Source organism: Pseudomonas sp. HP_12 (assembly GCF_055283955.1).
Genome location: NZ_JBTOQG010000008.1, coordinates 126,583 through 143,909, shown reverse-complemented (window position 1 = coordinate 143,909; position 17,327 = coordinate 126,583). Strand labels below are relative to the sequence as shown.

Below are 17,327 nucleotides of genomic sequence, written 5' to 3'. Positions count from 1 at the left end.
AGACATCAAGCTTGAAGGCTGCATCGAATTTTCTGTATTTCTTGGTCATGATCGTTCCTCAATGGGTACAGTTTCCCCCATTGAGGTGTCCGGGGTCATTAGGCCAGCTCACCCACAGGATCAGTGTCGCACTTGGTATTTCAGATTGATCTCGGACCTGTGGGAATGATCCGCCCACCCTCGGGTTTCCGGGCTGAACGCGGGCCTGTGGGAGTGACCGGGGTGGCGCTCCACCTTGCTCACGAAGAGGCCGGGACATCCACCGAATATTCAGCGGCTGAAATGCAGTCTTCGCGAGCAAGCTCGCTCCCACAGGATCTGTGTCGCACTTGGTATTTCAGACTGATCTCGGACCTGTGGGAATGATCCGCCCATCCTCGGGTTTCCGGGCTGAACGCGGGCCTGTGGGAGTGACCGGGGTGGCGCTCCACCTTGCTCACGAAGAGGCCGGGACATCCACCGAATATTCAGCGGCTGAAATGCAGTCTTCGCGAGCAAGCTCGCTCCCACAGGATCAGTGTCGAACCCGGGATTCGAGATTGCCCCCAAACCCCTCCTGTAATGCCGGCATCTCACCCCAAAACCGCCTGATTCAACGTTGCCATCACCTCCGCCTCCAGCGTGTTGATCACATGCACACTCGCACCTATCACCTCTTTGGCGTGGTGTTTGGCCTGGGAGGCGAGTTCGGCAAGCTGGCTGGCATCGAGGGTGGTGCAGACTTCCGGATGCAGATGCACAACGCCGATGGACAGCGACAGCAGCGGGAATTCCTGGCGGTGGCCTTGACGGTTGAGCGCCACGAAGCAGCCCGCCTCCAGATGCTCGGCACGGTAGAAGCGTCGGCACTGGTTCTGGAAATCCTCCAGCAGCATGTTCAGGCGTTTGCGCCAGTCGTCCGAGCCCAGCACCATCAGGAAATCATCGCCGCCGATGTGGCCGACGAAGTCGCGACTCGGGTCAATCCGGTCGTTGAGGCATTGCGCCAGACACAGCAAAACCTCGTCGCCGCGCCCGTAGCCGTAGATGTCGTTGAAGGGTTTGAAGCTGTCGATGTCCACGTAGCAGATCATCGACTCGCGACCCTGCTGCAACAGCCGGGTCAGGCACTGCTGGATCGGCACGTTGCCTGGCAGCAGGGTCAGCGGATTCGCGTAGCGCGCCTGCTGGATCTTCAGTTCCGTAATCAGTTTCAGCACATCGATGACCCGGCCCAGCCCGAGGTAGGCGCCGTTCTGCATGATGATGAAATCTTCCTCGATGCGTTGCCGCGCGCGGCTGGTGATGAGTCGGCTCACCTGCTGCAGGGATTGGCTCAGCTCGACGGCCAGAAAGTCGTCGCTCATCAGACGACTAATGGGCTTACGCGCATACAGTTCGGTGGCGAAGGGCTTGAGCAGCACGTCCGACAGCGAGTGGCGGTGGACGATGCCGATCGGCTGATGCTGCTCATCCAGCACTGCCAGCGAGTTGAGATTGGCCTGCTTGCGGAATGCTTCGAGCACGGACGCCGTGGGCGTGGTCTGCACCACTGCCGGCTGCTCGTTGAGCAGGGCGCTGAGGTCGCTGGTTTCCTCAACAAAAGTCGCGGCGGCAGGGTCGATTTTCGGCAGCAGCGCACGGGCGTCACGGGGCGGAAACTCCTGTGGCCGACACAGCAAATAGCCCTGAACCAGCTCGACGCCCATGTCGATCAGGACCGCCAGCTCCTCCTGCAACTCGATGCCTTCAGCGATGACCAGCGCCCGCGACGCCTTGGCCATCTGCAGCATCGAGCCGACGAACTCGCGCTTGACCGCGTCCTGATGAATACCGTCGATGAAATGCCGGTCGATCTTCACGTAATCCGGCCGCAACTCGGACCACAGCCGCAGGCTTGAATACCCCGCGCCCAAGTCATCGAGCGCGATGGAAAAACCCATGTCGCGGTAGTGATAGAGCGCGTTGTACAACAGGCCGAAGTCATCCGTCGGCGTCTGCTCGGTCAGCTCGATGACCACGCGGCTCGGCGGGATTCCGTAGCGCTGCAACAGCTGCAAGGTCCGGCCCGGCGGGTGCGACGCTTCCAGCAGGGACTCTGGCGAGATATTCAGAAACAGCTTGCCCTCCAGCTGCTGCTGGCTGAAGCGCCGGCAGGCCGACTCGCGGCAGGCCAGTTCCAGCTCACTCAGGCGCCCGGCCTGGCGGGCCACGGCAAACAGACTGAGAGGGGAGTGCAGCGCGCTGTTGGAAGGGCCGCGAGTCAGGGCTTCGTAGCCGAGAATGCGCCGATCCGATAGCGACACAATCGGTTGGAACAGGCTGTGCAAGTCGCCGTGAGTCAGGATCGAACTCAGAGCGCTCAGCTGTTCAGTCACGGTCATGGCAATCTCGGGGCAAGAAAAAGGGGCTGGACGCTTGTGGCGTCGAGCCCCGCTATTTCACGACAGCTTCATGACTGTTTGATGACGATTTGCCATCATTTCGTCACGTTTCATGCTGTTTTACTTTTTCGCCACCGAGCCGCTCAAGCCCAGATAATCGAGCAAGATGCGCCCGGTTTCAGCCAGATAGGCATCATCCTCGGGTTTGGTCTTGTCGTCATCCGAAGGCAGCGCGTCTTCGTCTTCTTTCTTCAGCTCCTTCAGCGGCTCTTCGCCTTTGGCCTTGCGACGTACGTTCTCCATCGCCAGCTGCTGGCTCTCGATGTCGGCGTGTTGCTTGCGGCGTTCGGCTTCATTGAGGCTGACGGTTTTTTCGCTCATCAGCTTCTTCGCCAGCGCGAGTTTTTCTTCGATGAAGACAAACTCGGCGTCTTTGGCCGAACGCACGTCATGGCGCGATTGCAGCTGAGCAAGGAACGGTTTAAACGGGTCCACCGCAGGCTTGATCGCCGGCTTGATGGTGTCGTAGGTCATCGCTTCAGGCAGTGCGCTTTCGCCGATTTCCTTGGTGTCGATGATCGACGGGTAGGCGATGTCAGGCAGTACGCCCTGGTGCTGGGTGCTCTGGCCGGAGACACGGTAGAACTTCGCCAGCGTCAGTTTCAGTTCGCCATGGTTCAGCGGCTGAATGGTCTGCACGGTGCCTTTGCCGAAGGTCTGGCCACCGATGATCAGCGCGCGGTGATAATCCTGCATGGCGCCGGCGAAAATCTCCGAAGCCGAGGCAGAGAGGCGGTTGACCAGCAACGCCATCGGGCCTTTGTAGAACGCACCGCTGTTTTCGTCTTCCAGCACATCGACCTTGCCGTCGGCGTTACGCACCAGAACGGTCGGGCCTTTGTCGATGAACAGACTGGTCAGCTCGGTGGCTTCCTGCAGCGAACCACCGCCGTTGTTACGCAGGTCGATGACCACGCCGTCGACTTTCTCCGACTGCAATTCGGTCAGCAGCTTCTTGACGTCGCGGGTCGTGCTCTTGTACTCGGGATCGCCGGCGCGGTAGGCCTTGAAGTCCAGGTAGAAAGCAGGGATCTCGATGACGCCCAGCTTGTAGTCCTTGCCGTCCTGATTCAGGTGCAGGATCGACTTCTTCGCCGCCTGCTCTTCGAGCTTCACGGCTTCGCGGGTGATCGACACGATCTTGGTGGTCTGGTCGCTCGGCGCATTGCTGGCCGGAACGATTTCCAGACGCACGACCGAACCCTTCGGACCGCGAATCAGCTTGACCACTTCATCCAGACGCCAGCCGATCACGTCGACCATCTCTTTGTCGCCCTGGGCGACGCCGATGATCTTGTCGGCGGTCGCCACTTGCTTGGTCTTGGCGGCAGGGCCGGCCGGCACCAGGCGGACGATCTTGACGTTGTCGTTGTCGCTCTGCAGGACAGCGCCGATGCCTTCCAGAGAAAGGCTCATGTTGATGTCGAAGTTTTCCGCGCTGTCAGGTGACAGATAGTTGGTGTGCGGATCGTAGGACATCGCGAAGGTGTTCAGGTACGCCTGGAACACGTCCTCGCTGCGGGTCTGGCCCAGACGCGCGAGTTGGTTCTTGTAACGCTTGGTCAGGGTTTCCTGAATCTTCGCCGGGTCTTTGCCCGCGATCTTCAGGCGCAGAACCTCATCCTTGACGCGCTTGCGCCAGAGGTCGTCGAGTTCGGCTTCGTTCTTGGCCCAAGGTGCGTCCTTGCGATCAACCAGCAAGGTTTCCTGGGTGTTCAGGTCGATCTTGTCGACGCCCTTGCTCAGTTGCGCCAGGGCGAAATCCAGACGCGACTTGATGCGGTCCAGATAGCGTTTGTAGATGGTAAAGCCTGGGGCCAGGTCGCCGCTTTTAAGGAAGTCGTCGAACTGGAAACGCCACTTGTCGAACTCGGCGATGTCGCTGGCGAGGAAGTAGCTGCGCGCAGGATCGAGGAGTTTCAGGTAGCTCTGATAGATGATTTCCGAACGCTTGTCGTCCAGCGGCGGCTTGCTGTAGTGGTGGCGCTTGAGCAGCTCCACGACATTCAGACTGGCGATGACTTCATCGCGATCAGGTTGAAGATTATCCCAGCTGTTGGCGGCGAACGAACTGGCCGACATTGGCAGGACAGTCAGGCCAATGAGTAATGCAAGGGTGGTGCTGGGTAAGAAATGCTTCATGCTGATTCGACGCGGGGACAATTGATAACGCATATTAGGCCGTCTTTGGAGGTCGCCGGTTCGGTCAGAACACGGTCGCATAATGCAAAAAGCCCAGTGGCCGCGAGGCACATCGGGCTCAGTCAAGACTCACTATGGAGGCACCGTGAAAGCATTGCAAGGCGTTGAAGGTCGTGTGGAATGGGTTGAAGAGCCATCGCCGACGCTGGATGTAGGACAAGTCCGCATCAAGGTCGCAGCCGCCGGACTCAATCGTGCCGATTTGCTGCAACGCTCGGGGCATTACCCGCCACCGCCGGGTGTCACGGAAATCCTCGGGATGGAATGTTCCGGGGTGATTGCCGAGGTCGGCCCGGGCTGCGCCTGGGAAGTCGGCGACCGCGTGTGCGCGCTGGTTGCGGGCGGTGCGATGGCCGAAGAAGTGGTGGTTGATGCGCGGCATGTGCTGCCGGTGCCCGAGGGGATTTCGCTGCACGAAGCGGCGGCGATTCCTGAAGTGTACGCCACGGCCTGGCTGAATCTGTTCCAGCTGGCCGGCCTCCAGCCTGGCGAAAAAGTGTTGCTGCACGCCGGAGCAAGTGGCGTTGGTTCAGCTGCCATTCAGCTGTGCAAGGCGTTCGGCAACCCGGTCTGGGTCACCGTGGGCTCGGCGGAGCGGCTGGCGTATTGCGAATCCCTCGGCGCCCAGGGCGGAGTGCTGCGCAACGAGAACCTGGATGCGCTGAACGACTTCGCGCCATTCAACGTCATCCTTGACCCGGTGGGCGCCAACTACGCGGCGCTGAATCTGAAGGTGCTCGGCGTCGACGGTCGTCTGGTGCTGATCGGGCTGATGGGAGGGCGCAAGTCCGAGCTGGACTTCGCTCAGGTGCTGGGCAAGCGCATCCATATTCTGGGTTCGACCCTGCGCAGCCGCGACGACCAGTTCAAGGCCGACCTGCTCAGCGATCTGGGGCAGCACGTCATGCCGCTGTTCACCGAAGGCCGCCTCAAGCCACAACTGGCGCGCAGTTTTCCGATCAGCGAAGCCGAAGCAGCCTACGCGGAGCTGGCGACCAATCAGGTGTCGGGCAAGGTCGTGCTGGTGATCGACGACAGTCTGGTATGACCCTGCTTTAGCCTTTTGCTGTTCGGTATAGCCGTGCCTCGTCAGCCGACCGGCGGTGGCCCGAACTGTCATTTCTGACAGTAGTCAGCCTGGCCCATTCGGTTCTCAATAAAGCCTTGTTGCGTTGCCTGGTCGGCGAGTGCCGGCTGAGAACGCTTCATCGGACGAGGTGAGGACAGGATGGCCAGGGATCGGAAAGCACAGTCAGTAACGCGGCGAACAGGGGATGTATCAAGGGCACTGCTGGCCATGCCTGACGTGCCGGCAATCATTGATCCAAACGATCCTGATGGCCTGGTTTCCACAGGAACCCAGAATAATGACCTCGACGTGCTGGTGCCGCTTTGGCCGGTTACGGCCGCGGCGGGGGACACCGACCGACTGGACCTGTTCTGGAGCGTTCAGAGCATTGATACACCGGTGGCCACTGCGAATTTTCCTGGACCAATCGATGCCGCGACGTTTCCTTACTCCCTGAAGGTCGACAAAAACATTCTGCAGCCGGATGGCCAATACCAGCTCTGGTACAGGATCACCAGTGCCGCGAATGACACTGCCTCCTCCGAGCGCCGTACCGTCACCATTGACACCCGCCCACCGAGCTATAACCAGCAGTTGATGCCTTTGTTGTTACCTGCTGATCTGGTGGGCGGAGTGATCAACGAGGCGTACCTGGCAAGCGATGACCATGACGATGCAGTGGAACTGCGTCTGCCGAGCCCTGTGTATCTAGACGCGAAAGACGGCGACGTGGTTGATCTTTACTGGTCTCAGGACAATCCGCCAACGACATCGGTTGTGGCCAGCGTGACGGTGAGCCAGGCGCAGATCGACGCGGACGATATCCGCATCCGCCTGCCCGGCAGCGCCGTGCGTGCGCCTGATCGGGATGGCGTTTTTTACGCGACTTATAAAGTGCGGGACCGGGCCGGTAACGAGACCGACTCGTTCTCCCGCGAAACCCCTGCCACCGTCGCACTCAAGCCACTGCCAGGGGGCGATTTGCCCGAGCCGGTGTTCCCTGAGGCCGATATCTACGGCTACATCAACTGCTCCCACGAGCCCTGGAACGGGATCGTGGTGCGCATCGAGTTCGTTCGTAACCTGTTTGAATATCAGGATGAGATCACGCTGTACTGGCAGGGTTATCACACGTGGAACGGCAACGATCCGATTGCGGGCACCGAGGGCGTATTTGCCAGAACGGTCAGCGCTCAGGACGTGGCTGACGGTCATCTGGACATCCGGGTCGAGCCTTTCAATCTTCACATCCAACCCATCATCGAAGGATCGGCGCTGGCCACTTACCGGTTGACGAAACTCAGCGGGCCGTCGGGCGCGTCCTCCGAGGGGCTGGTGAAGATCAATCGTCGGTGGCCCGATGGAGAAATCTGCGATTCGAAGAGGCAGGTCCCTACGTTTGGCTCGCGCAAGGTGAGCGGCTGCACGGCCTGTCGCACAGTCAGTCGATTCATCGCCCGCGTGCTCCAGGCACTCGGGCGTGGTGGCAAAGGGCAGTAACCCTGGAAACCCAGGACGCGTCAGGCGGAATCGGCGCGAGTCAACTCAAGGAGAAAAGACATGAGCAACCTATCAATCGAACAGACCCGTGCGCTTGCCAGTGCCCTGGTGCGCAACGTCGATCAGCAGAAGCAGGTCATTAAAACACGCTTGTCTAGAGCGCCAACGCTGGAAGCGCCGTCTACGCCGGTCTGGTGGGGCGGCGATCCTGAGTTCGCAGGCCTGGTGCCTCGGCCGGAGCAGGAGCAGCCGATGGCTCTCAAGATCCCCTTGTGGCCCGAGCGCGCAAAACCGGGTGAGACTGATTGGCTTCAGCTCCAGTGGAAAGCGTCAACCTCGGGTTCTTGGCTGGATGCCGGCCCAGCAATCCCTTTTGATGGTCCGTTGGACCCAGCTAACTTCCCGACCGAGGTGGTGTTCGACAAATCCAACTTTGCCGACGAAGGCACCTACGATTTGCAATACATCGTCGTGAACGACTCGGGCAACCCTGGAACATCCTTTACCACCCAATTCCGTATCGACAAGACGCCACCCAATGGTGGTCAGGCGCCAATGGCCGTGGAGTTTTTCGACGCTGACATTATCGGCGACGGCATCACCCAGGATTACCTGAATACCAATGGCGGTGTGGATCTGGTCATCCCGGATTATTTAGACGAGCAGAAAGGCGATGAACTGCAAATTTTCGTTTTTCGAGACGGGACGAGCCCGACCGGCTCGGTGCATACCGGAGTGCTGGATGGTAACCGGAGGATCAAGGTACCGGCTGCCGCTTTCGCCGGTATAGAGGATGGCACCATCTTCGTGAGCTACAAGCTGGCCGACAAGGTGGGCAACGTAGGTGATTTCGCTTTAAACCAGAGAACGGGCCTCTTTCTCAAGCCGCTTCCTATTGCTCCCCTGGCTGCACCGCGTGTGCCGAAGGCCGCAGGTGACAATACACTGCAACTTGTCGACATTGACTCGAACGGTACAAATCTGGTTGAAATTGACCCGTTCTTGAATGCGCTTGAAAACGACAATCTGGTGCTCACCTGGGGCAATGCGCCAACCACTTCGAGTCACAAGATCACCGACCCAAATGCGCTGATCCTGATCAATGTTCCCTACAAAACCATGTTGGGGCCAGCCTATGGCTCGGCGACTGGCGTCGTGCCCACCACGGTGAGCTACTACGTCGCGCGTGGCACCAAGACGTTCGACTCGGCGCCCGCCACCATCAATGTGGATTTCTTCGTCCCCGGGCCCGTGAACCCGGACCGGCCAAATCCGGTGAATACCAAACTGCCACAAGTCACGGTAAAGGGCGCGGTTTCTACAGTCGATAACGTGCTGACCCAGGCAGACGTCGGTGAAAACGTTACGGTAGCGCTCGAGCTGTACGACCCTATCAGTCCGAACGAGGAGATGGTCCTGTATTGGGGTGATCTCACCAAAGAGGTCGCCAGGCTCAGCCCTGTAGTGGGGACGGCGGGTGATGCCTATGAATTCGTTCTGGGCTGGGACAAGATCAAGGACCTGCCCAGCAGCACGGCAGTGCGGCTGGGACAAGATCAAGGACCTGCCCAGCAGCACGGCAGTGCCGGTGTTTTATACCGTCGGCCGCATTAGAGGGGCTGGCAACCCCGCTCCCCCGCTACCTAACGTCGAATCATGCGTGCCGACGTTGGTGGATGTCAGCGACGCGCTGCCGATCAAGCTCGCCAATCCCGAGTTTCCCCTCGCGTACATCTTGCCGGGCGATATTCCTATTCTCAACTGCAGTACGCACGTCGGCCCTGAACAATTGGTTCGTGTGCGCATTCCGGCAAACCCTAATCTGAAGGGTGGTGAAACGCTTGATTTTACGTGGCAGTGCTACGTCGACAAAGAAGGGACACAAACGGCGGGGGGCCCGTCGACATTCTCGAAGACCATCACTGCCGAGCAGGTCGTAGAAGGTTTTACATTCGATCAGGGGCCGTTTACTGAGTACGTCCTGCCAACGGGTGCTTCCGGGTCGATCAGAGTGACGTATCGGTCTGTTACCACACCGCCAATGCAGGGTGAGACGCTGATCAGAGCAACGGGTTTGGGCCCAGGTGGCACCTGTGAGCCAAATACCCTTCGTGCACTCGGAGGGCGTGGGTGCTGCTGTTAGTCGGTACGCTCAATTTCAGATTGACTGTCTGGATCTTTAATTGAGGCAATAAAAGACAAGGCCGTGCTTAACGGCCTTGTCTTCTCAGACTTCTCGCCGCGCTGGACGATGAGCGGTAGTCAATATCGCTGTAAGAAACTACGCTCAATAAGTTAGGAAACGTCCTACACCGGTAACAATTTGAAGAATGTAGTCTTCGCGCCTTTGTCCTGCGGAGCTTTCTGTATCCGTGGGAATGGCGATATTCCCAAGGAGCTGGACATGGCTGAATCGCGATTCATACCTTCCCGTTATTTCATCCCCTCAACGTTTATTTCCCTTGCGCTGTGCATCAGCGCTGCCGCCCAGGGGCGCGCACTGGAACCTGACGAATCTGCGGTGGTTAACCAGGGCGACACGGCAGAAACCTGGGGGTTGGCGCCGGGTTCTTCGCTGACGGTGAGCAGCGGCGCCCAGGCCCTGAGGATTTCTGGCGGTGGCGCAGGCGCCGTGGTCAATTTGAATGCGGGGAGTTCAACGACAAGCATTAATTTCAGCGCGCCGGGCGCCCTGGCGAACGTCACTGGCGCCAGCGTTATTAGCAGTGGCAATTCAATCGCTATGACGCTCAGCGACGGGCAGGCGGTCCTCACGAACGCGACCATTATCAGCGAGGCCGGCCTCGGTCTCAGCGGCGCACAGTATCAGGGCGGGCCCGGCAGCGCGTTCCAGGTCAATGGCGGCACCATCAGCGGTGGGTCTGGGGGCGCAACGCTTTCCTCTCGCAGCACGCTGGACGCCACGGGCGCCGTGATCACCGGCACCGGCGCCAACAGCTACGGGGTTCGCGGTTTCGGCTCGGACATTTCCCTGCGCGGCAGTACCGTCACCGGCGGCTTGAACGGCCTCGTCTATCGGGTGGATACGGCCAATGTGCGCGAGGGTACGGTCAATATCGAAGGCTCACATATAGAAGGCACCAACGGCGCTGCGATCCTGCTCAATGGTCAGGGCGGCGGAATGGTTGCCAACCTCAACCTGCTCAACGGCACCACCTTGACGGGCGGCAACGGCAATGCGCTGGAAGTTTCCAACACGGCGACGGCGAACGTGCTGCTGCAGAGCAGTGAAGTGACCGGTAACTTCGCTATCTCCAACGGCAGCATTGCCAACCTGACCTTCGATCAGGGCCGGTTGATCGGTAACGTTTCGGCGGATGCCACCAGCAGCGGCACCCTGGCGCTGAACAATGGCTCTGCGCTCACGGGCGATGTCACCGGTATTGATGCGGTCAATCTGAATGCGAGTTCCATTACCGGAAACGTAACCTCGGCCAGCAGCGCCGGTGTGGTTTCGCTGGCTAACGGGTCAGTGCTGGAAGGCAACGTCAACAGCGACAACGTCAGCCTGAACGGCAGTCAGATGATCGGCGATATCACGTCGATGAGCAGTGCCGGCGTGGTATCGCTGGTGGAGGGTTCGGCGCTGCAAGGTAACGTCAGCAGCGACAACGTCAGTCTTGACGCCAGCTCGATTACCGGCGATGTCACGTCGGCCAGCGGAGCAGGTGCCGTCAAGCTGGTTCGCCGCTCTTTGGTAAGAGGCAACGTGAACAGCAACAACGTCAGTCTCGATGCCAGTTCGATAGCCGGCAATGTCACCTCGACCGGCAATGCGGGCGTTGTGTCGCTGGCGGCAGGCTCCCTGGTGGAAGGCAATGTCAGCAGCAACGACGTTAGCCTTGATGCCAGTTCGATAGTCGGCAATGTCACGTCGATCGGCGGCGCAGGTGTGCTGAGATTGCTGGGTGGCTCAACGCTGAAAGGCGATGTCAGCAGCAGTAATGTCAGCCTGGATGCCAGTTCAATGTCCGGCGACATCACCTCCGGTGGCGGCGTTGTTTCGCTGGCCAACAACTCGGTGTTCACCGGCAACTTGATCAACGTTGACAGCGCCACCCTCGCGGGTTCCTCCACCTGGGATATGGTGGGTTCCAACACCCTCAACTCACTCGCAATGAATGACAGCACGGTGAGGTTTGGCGCAACCAACGCGTTCTATCAGCTCAACGTCGGCACGCTGTCCGGCAACGGCACCTTCGTCATGGACGCGGACTACCTCACCAACGAGCACGACCTGCTTAACGTCACCGGTTCTGCGACGGGCAGCCATACCTTGCTGATCGCAGGTTCCGGCGTCGATCCGACCTCACCACAGCCCTTGACTGTCGTGCAGACCGGGGGCGGTAACGCGACCTTTACCTTGGCGGGCGATCGTGCTGTGGACGTGGGGACCTATTCCTATCAACTGGCGTCGGCCAGCAACAGCGCTGGCGGGACCGACTGGTTTCTGGACCCGAATACCGCGACGATCAGCCCCGGCACGCGCTCGGTGCTGGCGCTGTTCAACACCGCGCCGACGGTCTGGTACGGCGAGCTGACGTCCCTGCGCAGCCGCATGGGTGAGTTGCGCTTCAACGGCGGCAAGGCGGGAGGCTGGGTGCGCACCTACGGCAACAAATACAACGTCGATGAAGCGTCGGGTGTGGGTTATCAGCAGACGCAACAGGGCCTGTCCCTCGGCGCCGATGCTCCGTTGCCAGTCGGCGACGGGCAGTGGCTGGTGGGTGCACTGGCCGGGCACAGCAAATCCGATCTTGATCTCAGTCGCGGTACGTCGGGCACGGTCAACAGCTACTACGCCGGGATTTACACCACCTGGATGGACCAGGCGAGCGGCTACTATTTCGACGGTGTGTTGAAGTTCAACCGCTTCCGCAATGACTCGAAGGTCAGCATCAGCGACGGCACGCGCGCCAAGGGTGATTACGACAACTCGGGCGCCGGTGGTTCGGTAGAGTTTGGCCGCCATATCAAGCTGGACGACGGCTATTTCATCGAACCCTACAGCCAGTTGTCCGCCGTGGTGATCCAGGGCAAGGATTACGAGCTGAACAACGACATGCGTGCGGAAGGCGATCGCACCCGTTCGCTGCTGGGCAAGGTCGGCATGACGGCAGGTCGCAACTTCGAGATGAGTGATGGCAAAGTGTTACAGCCGTATGTTCGGGTGGCGGGTGTACACGAGTTCGCGAAGAACAACGAAGTTCAGGTGAACAACAACGTGTTCAACAATGACTTGTCCGGTTCGCGAGGTGAGTTGGGGGCGGGTGTTGCCGTGGCGTTCTCTGACAGCCTGCAGGTGCATGCTGATTTCGATTACTCCAACGGCGAGAACATCGAGCAGCCGTTTGGCGCGAATGTGGGACTGCGTTATAGCTGGTGATCGTTAATGGAAGCCGACATCTTCGTCAGATGTCGGCTTCTTGTCTGATTAGCGGAGGCCCACCACCAGACACAGCGAGTATGGAATCACCGAGGCGACTGCATAACCCTCTGCGCCGGTCACAAGGTTTTTTACGTAGTTTTTGTTTAAGGCATAGCCGTTGCTCGACCAGTAAAAGTCGTTGCCTTGCGGCCAGATCCCGGGGTACAGGTTATAGATAGAACGCAGCTCGTCCATGTTGGGAATTCTGAACCCCGAAGCTTCTGCATCCTTTTTGCCCCATGGGTAGCGATTTAGGCCGAATCCTCCGCAGACAATAACGTTGCTGACCTGAACCGTGTAAGCACCGGAGCGGCCCTGAGCATCACGAACGGTAATGGTGGCACCGCCATTGCCTCTGCTGAATACCTTGCCGTTCGCATCGACGGTCACCAAGGCCGTATTGCTCGAAGAGTAGGAGTAAGGAGGCACGCCGCTGCTGGGAATTCGCGTCGCTGTCGTGCCTGCTGGCCATGAAACGGGTAAAACATCTGGCCTACTATCCGGGACGTACAGCCGACCGTTAAGGTTGATAACGGATGTGTCCAGTACGAACTCCGGTATCGCAGGAATCACTGAAAACTGACGCACAGCCGATGCAGGATTTTCAGCGTATTGCCCCACGGCCTTGAGACTGTGAGGACCCAGCGGCACACCCACCGACAGGCGCCAGTCACCGTCACTCCCCACTGCGGTCTTCCCTTTGGAAGCATTCCCGTCAAAGACTTCTACTTGTTCGTTCGGCGCAGCCGTGCCCAATGCCGTCACGGTGGTCTCCGTGGTTTCGCCATTCTGAGTGATCTCGCCGTTTGAGTCGTGCACGCTCAGGGTCGGCACCGTTGCGGCCCGGACATCGAACGTCCACGGTGGGGACACCGGATGACTCGCGTACAACGCTTTGGCAGTCAGGCTGTGGTTCCCAGTGCCCAGGCCGCTTACCGACCGCGACCAGTCGCCGCTGGTGTTCACGCTGGCAGTGCCCTTGGAAGACGCGCCGTCGAACACCTCCACGGACTGACCGATCGACGCCTTGCCCGATGCGGTGACTGTGTTCTCGTAGGTCGAGCCGCCATTGCTCACCGGCGTTCCATCGGGATCTACGACCTGGGTGATGGTCGGGGTCACCAAGGCGGTGATGGTGAAGTTACGTACCGGTGATTCCGGGTAGCTTGCGTAGTCGCCTTTGGCTTTGATTTTATGGACGGCGACGTTCAGGCCGGTCAGAGGCAGTGTCCATTGTCCACCTGCGTTGGCGCTGACTTTGCCGAGCGTCGCCGCTCCGTCAAAGACCTCGACCTGCAGGTTCGCACTGGCGCTCCCCGTCACCACGACGTCGGTATCCACTGTAAATCCGTCGGGCGGAATCTCGACGTTTTCCGAGTCCTTGATGCTGGTAATCGTTGGGGTGACAGCGACCGCGACGATTACTGTCCAGACCGTTGATTCGGGCTCCGTGCCATATAGCGCTTTAGCCTTGAAGGGATGCGAGGCTACCGTTAGCCCCGAAACGGTCAACGACCAGGTACCGGCATTGTTTGCACGCGCCGTACCTTTGGAGGTGTTGCCGTCAAACAGCTCGATCTGCTGATCGGGACTGCCCTGGCCGGACACCGTGACGCTGGTCTCAACGGTCGATCCGCCGTTGCTGATTGGCCCGTTTGAATCGACCACCTGAGTGATGGTCGGCGTCAGGTTGGCTATCACATCAAACCGACGGGGCGGCGAAACCATTCCGCTTCCATCCAGCGCGCTGGCCTTCAGGCTGTAGGTTTTCACGGTCAATCCCGGCAGGGATCCGCTCCAGACGCCGCTGCTGTTGGCAGTCACGGTGGATAGACGCGTGCCACCGTCGAGAATTTCCAGCTCGGTTTCGACGGTGGAAGTGCCGCTGATGCTCACTGTGGTATCGAACGTCGTCCCGCCGTCAATCACTTCGCCCTTGCTGTCGCTGACGCTGACGATCCACGGGTTGACCCAGTCGTGGTGCAGCTTGAAGTCATAGACCGTCTGGGGAAACCGCACAGCCGTGCTCTCGCTGTCGATGCGGTCGAAGGCGACATTGCAGATCACCCTAAGGCGGGTGTCCTGTCCGAGTTTTTCGAGCTCGGTGCGCGGGACGCTCTCGGACAGACCATTCGTGGCCTGGGCACTGGTCAGCACCGCGCCATCCAGCAGCGTGATGGTGTAGACGCCGCCGCTGCCGGTTTCCCCTTCAAGACGCAGCCACACGCGTTGCTCCGCCGCAGCAAAGGGCCACTTGCCCACGGTCGTCGTCGCGTTGCCGGTGAAGGTTGCCAGGTTCAGCGTCTGAGCGTCGGCCTGCGTGATGTCCGGATGCGGCAAGTCCTCGTCAGGGTCGCCAAAGGGCAGTACAGAGAGCATCAAGGCGTCGGACTGTTGCTCTGCCATGTCACGTTTGACGCGATAGGACACGTAGACATCGCGCCCGATGTTCGCGCCGACCACGGTAGCGGGCACCGCGAAGTTGACGGGCCCATTCTGGCTGACCGTCTGTTCCTGGTCGGCAGGTGAGCCAGCCCCCGGACTGCCCAGCCACATCATGGTGACGGTATCCTTCGGCTCCATGCTGGGGTAATCCACCTGCACGGTCACACCTGCCTGCGCATCCATGGGGTCAAGCTTCTCGGCGCTGGCCTTCACCTTGGTAGAAGCGCTGGCTTCCGGCTTGGCAGAAGCGCTGGCTTCCAGCACGGTGGGGGCGGGCAGATCGCCGATGAGTTTGCCGATCACCAGATCCAGCGTTTCCGAATATTGAAACTGGCCGGTGGCGCCGCGTTTGAGGGTGTACAGCACCCGTACTTTAGTATTGATGTTGGCATCGACCAGGGACCGCCGAACCTTGAAATCGACCACTTCGCCGGCAGTGGCAGTGGTGATGGGGAGCCAGTCGCTGCCGCTGCCCTCCAGCGGATGACCCAGCCAGTACCAAGTGAGCGTGTCTCCAGCGACCGTGCCGACATAAACGACGCGTAACGTGACGTCTACACCGGGATTCAGCTCGGGGTCGAGCACGCCGTTCACCGCTTCGCGGATGATCGGCGCAAGCAGTTCGGCCAGGTGTTGTCCGACCTTGACGAGCAAATGCTCCGAGACTCGCACCGTGGAGGCACCATTGGTTACCTGATAGCTGACGTCCAGCGTGCCGTTCTCAAGCAAGGCGATGTGTTCGCCCATCACCGGGATATAAACGACGTTGCCTGCTTCGTTGGCCGTAACGATGTGCTGCTCTGCATGGCGGTAGATCGAGCCATCGACGCGGGTACCGAGCCAGATCAGATCAATCAGATCGCCATTGGCCATGTCGACGTAGACCGGAATTTCCACGTGGACGCGCTCTTCGAACGGGTAAAGCACATCACCGATCAGTTCCAGAATGCGCGGGATTTTCAGGGGGGCTACGCCGGTGATTCGGGCGATTGCCACTTTCGATGACTGCGGCTTTTCATTGGCTTTGTTCAGGACGTAGGATGCTTGAGCGGCGGCGCCGAGCAACTCGCGCACAAGTGCGTTGGGGACAGTGGTGTAATAGATTGACGGGATGTTGCTCACCGTCACGGTCTGGCTATGCGTCACCGGCGCACCTGTGATTGGGGTACCGCGCCAGGTCATGGTCACGGTGTCGCCAGCCTGGAAAGGACTCCCGGTAACGTTGATGACCACCGTGACGTCGGCGCTGCCCAGATCGCCGAGGTCGATCACCCCGTTGAAGGCTTCTTCGATGATCGGTGCGGGCAGGGTCCCGGCGCCGGCGTCCACCTTTACGTAGGTCCGAGCCGACCATTTCTCGGAGAAGTTCAAGACCTCGTCGTAGACCTGATAGTGGACGCGCAACTCTGGGTCATTGCCAGCTTCGAGTATGGCGGCCTGATCGATGGTGATGACGATAGGCTCTATGCCCGCGGCCTCGGTTTCAGTGATCTGCCGACGGCGAGACACGGTGCCCCACTGCAACTCGACAGTGTCGCGAGCCTTACGTCCGGGGTAAATGCCGATGGTCACGGGGATGCCAGCTTCTGCGGAATTTTCATCAACCCCGTTCTTGGCAATGTCCTCCGGCAGTTCCGGCGCCTTGAGTTCGGAGTGCCAGGGTTCATTCGGCTCTTTGTCCTTGCCCCCCGGCCGATCGAGTTTGACCCGCAGGCGCAACGGCACGGAGTCTTCGGGCTGGGTTGAGCCGGTGCGGGTCAGTCGGTAGAACACCCTTTCAGCCCAGTCGGGTATGACCTGATCGGTGGGCAGCGTGAAATTAATGCGCTTGTCGATATCGTCGGCGCCGACCGTGTGACTGGCCACCGGCAGGTCGTCCCAGTAGATGTAAAGACGGTAGCGCAACGGCGTGTTGTCCCAATAAATGTCGACACGGTCGCCCTCCTGCATGCGCAGCCAAGGGTCGACGGCAGCTAATATACCGTCCGGGTCTGTTACGAGGCCGATATTGATCCCGCCGTCACCGCCCACGACGGGGGTGACCAGACCAGTGATCAGCAACGGACGCAACGCGAGTATCGAGTAGTCGCCGTCCGAGGGTGGGAGGAGGGTGCCTGAGTCTCGTTTCATGGTGAGCTTCCTTGTTCAGGGGGGACGCTGACCGGGGATTGGCAGTAAAACGTCTGCATAGGCTGCCGTCGACTCCCCAGCCGGAGTTTTGATCGGGAGCGCCATCCAT

Annotated in this window: 7 protein-coding genes; 4 read left to right on the top strand and 3 right to left on the bottom strand. The window is 59.8% G+C overall.

The window, feature by feature from the left end:
• Positions 1–572: 572 nt before the first annotated feature.
• Both ACYASU_RS08260 and ACYASU_RS08255 read right to left on the bottom strand, forming a co-directional pair.
• Positions 573–2,363 (bottom strand): bifunctional diguanylate cyclase/phosphodiesterase, encoded by a 1,791-nt coding sequence (locus ACYASU_RS08260; RefSeq protein WP_463582497.1) that lies wholly within the window; start codon positions 2,361–2,363, stop codon positions 573–575.
• Between the two features lie 120 nt (positions 2,364–2,483).
• Positions 2,484–4,565, bottom strand: a complete 2,082-nt coding sequence (locus ACYASU_RS08255; protein ID WP_346625471.1) for a carboxy terminal-processing peptidase — start codon at positions 4,563–4,565, stop codon at positions 2,484–2,486.
• 145 nt (positions 4,566–4,710) lie between these two features.
• On the opposite strand from ACYASU_RS08255, the gene ACYASU_RS08250 reads away from it, so the two are divergent.
• The 4 genes from ACYASU_RS08250 to ACYASU_RS08235 all read left to right on the top strand — a co-directional run bounded on the left by ACYASU_RS08250 (position 4,711) and on the right by ACYASU_RS08235 (position 12,601).
• Positions 4,711–5,673, top strand: coding sequence for an NAD(P)H-quinone oxidoreductase (locus tag ACYASU_RS08250; protein ID WP_463582496.1), 963 nt, complete (start codon positions 4,711–4,713; stop codon positions 5,671–5,673).
• 249 nt (positions 5,674–5,922) lie between these two features.
• On the top strand, positions 5,923–7,194 hold the full coding sequence (locus ACYASU_RS08245) for a hypothetical protein (RefSeq protein ID WP_463582495.1): 1,272 nt from the start codon (positions 5,923–5,925) through the stop codon (positions 7,192–7,194).
• A gap of 60 nt (positions 7,195–7,254) precedes the next feature.
• Positions 7,255–8,808, top strand: coding sequence for a hypothetical protein (locus ACYASU_RS08240; RefSeq protein WP_463582494.1), 1,554 nt, complete (start codon positions 7,255–7,257; stop codon positions 8,806–8,808).
• Between the two features lie 790 nt (positions 8,809–9,598).
• Positions 9,599–12,601 carry an autotransporter outer membrane beta-barrel domain-containing protein gene (locus ACYASU_RS08235; protein WP_463582493.1) on the top strand — a complete coding sequence of 1,001 codons (3,003 nt, stop codon included), beginning with the start codon at positions 9,599–9,601 and terminating at the stop codon, positions 12,599–12,601.
• 48 nt (positions 12,602–12,649) lie between these two features.
• On the opposite strand, the gene ACYASU_RS08230 is transcribed toward ACYASU_RS08235, so the two are convergent.
• Entirely contained in the window at positions 12,650–17,218 is a 4,569-nt protein-coding gene (locus ACYASU_RS08230) for a hypothetical protein (protein WP_463582492.1), read from the bottom strand.
• Positions 17,219–17,327: the final 109 nt, after the last annotated feature.

What these genes read in the sequence shown, in the direction of transcription:
- ACYASU_RS08260 (WP_463582497.1), bottom strand. Translation starts at nt 2,363, where the DNA reads ATGACCGTGACTGAACAGCTGAGCGCTCTGAGTTCGATCCTGACTCAC.
- ACYASU_RS08255 (WP_346625471.1), bottom strand. Translation starts at nt 4,565, where the DNA reads ATGAAGCATTTCTTACCCAGCACCACCCTTGCATTACTCATTGGCCTG.
- ACYASU_RS08245 (WP_463582495.1), top strand. Translation starts at nt 5,923, where the DNA reads ATGCCTGACGTGCCGGCAATCATTGATCCAAACGATCCTGATGGCCTG.
- ACYASU_RS08240 (WP_463582494.1), top strand. Translation starts at nt 7,255, where the DNA reads ATGAGCAACCTATCAATCGAACAGACCCGTGCGCTTGCCAGTGCCCTG.
- ACYASU_RS08235 (WP_463582493.1), top strand. Translation starts at nt 9,599, where the DNA reads ATGGCTGAATCGCGATTCATACCTTCCCGTTATTTCATCCCCTCAACG.
- ACYASU_RS08230 (WP_463582492.1), bottom strand. Translation starts at nt 17,218, where the DNA reads ATGAAACGAGACTCAGGCACCCTCCTCCCACCCTCGGACGGCGACTAC.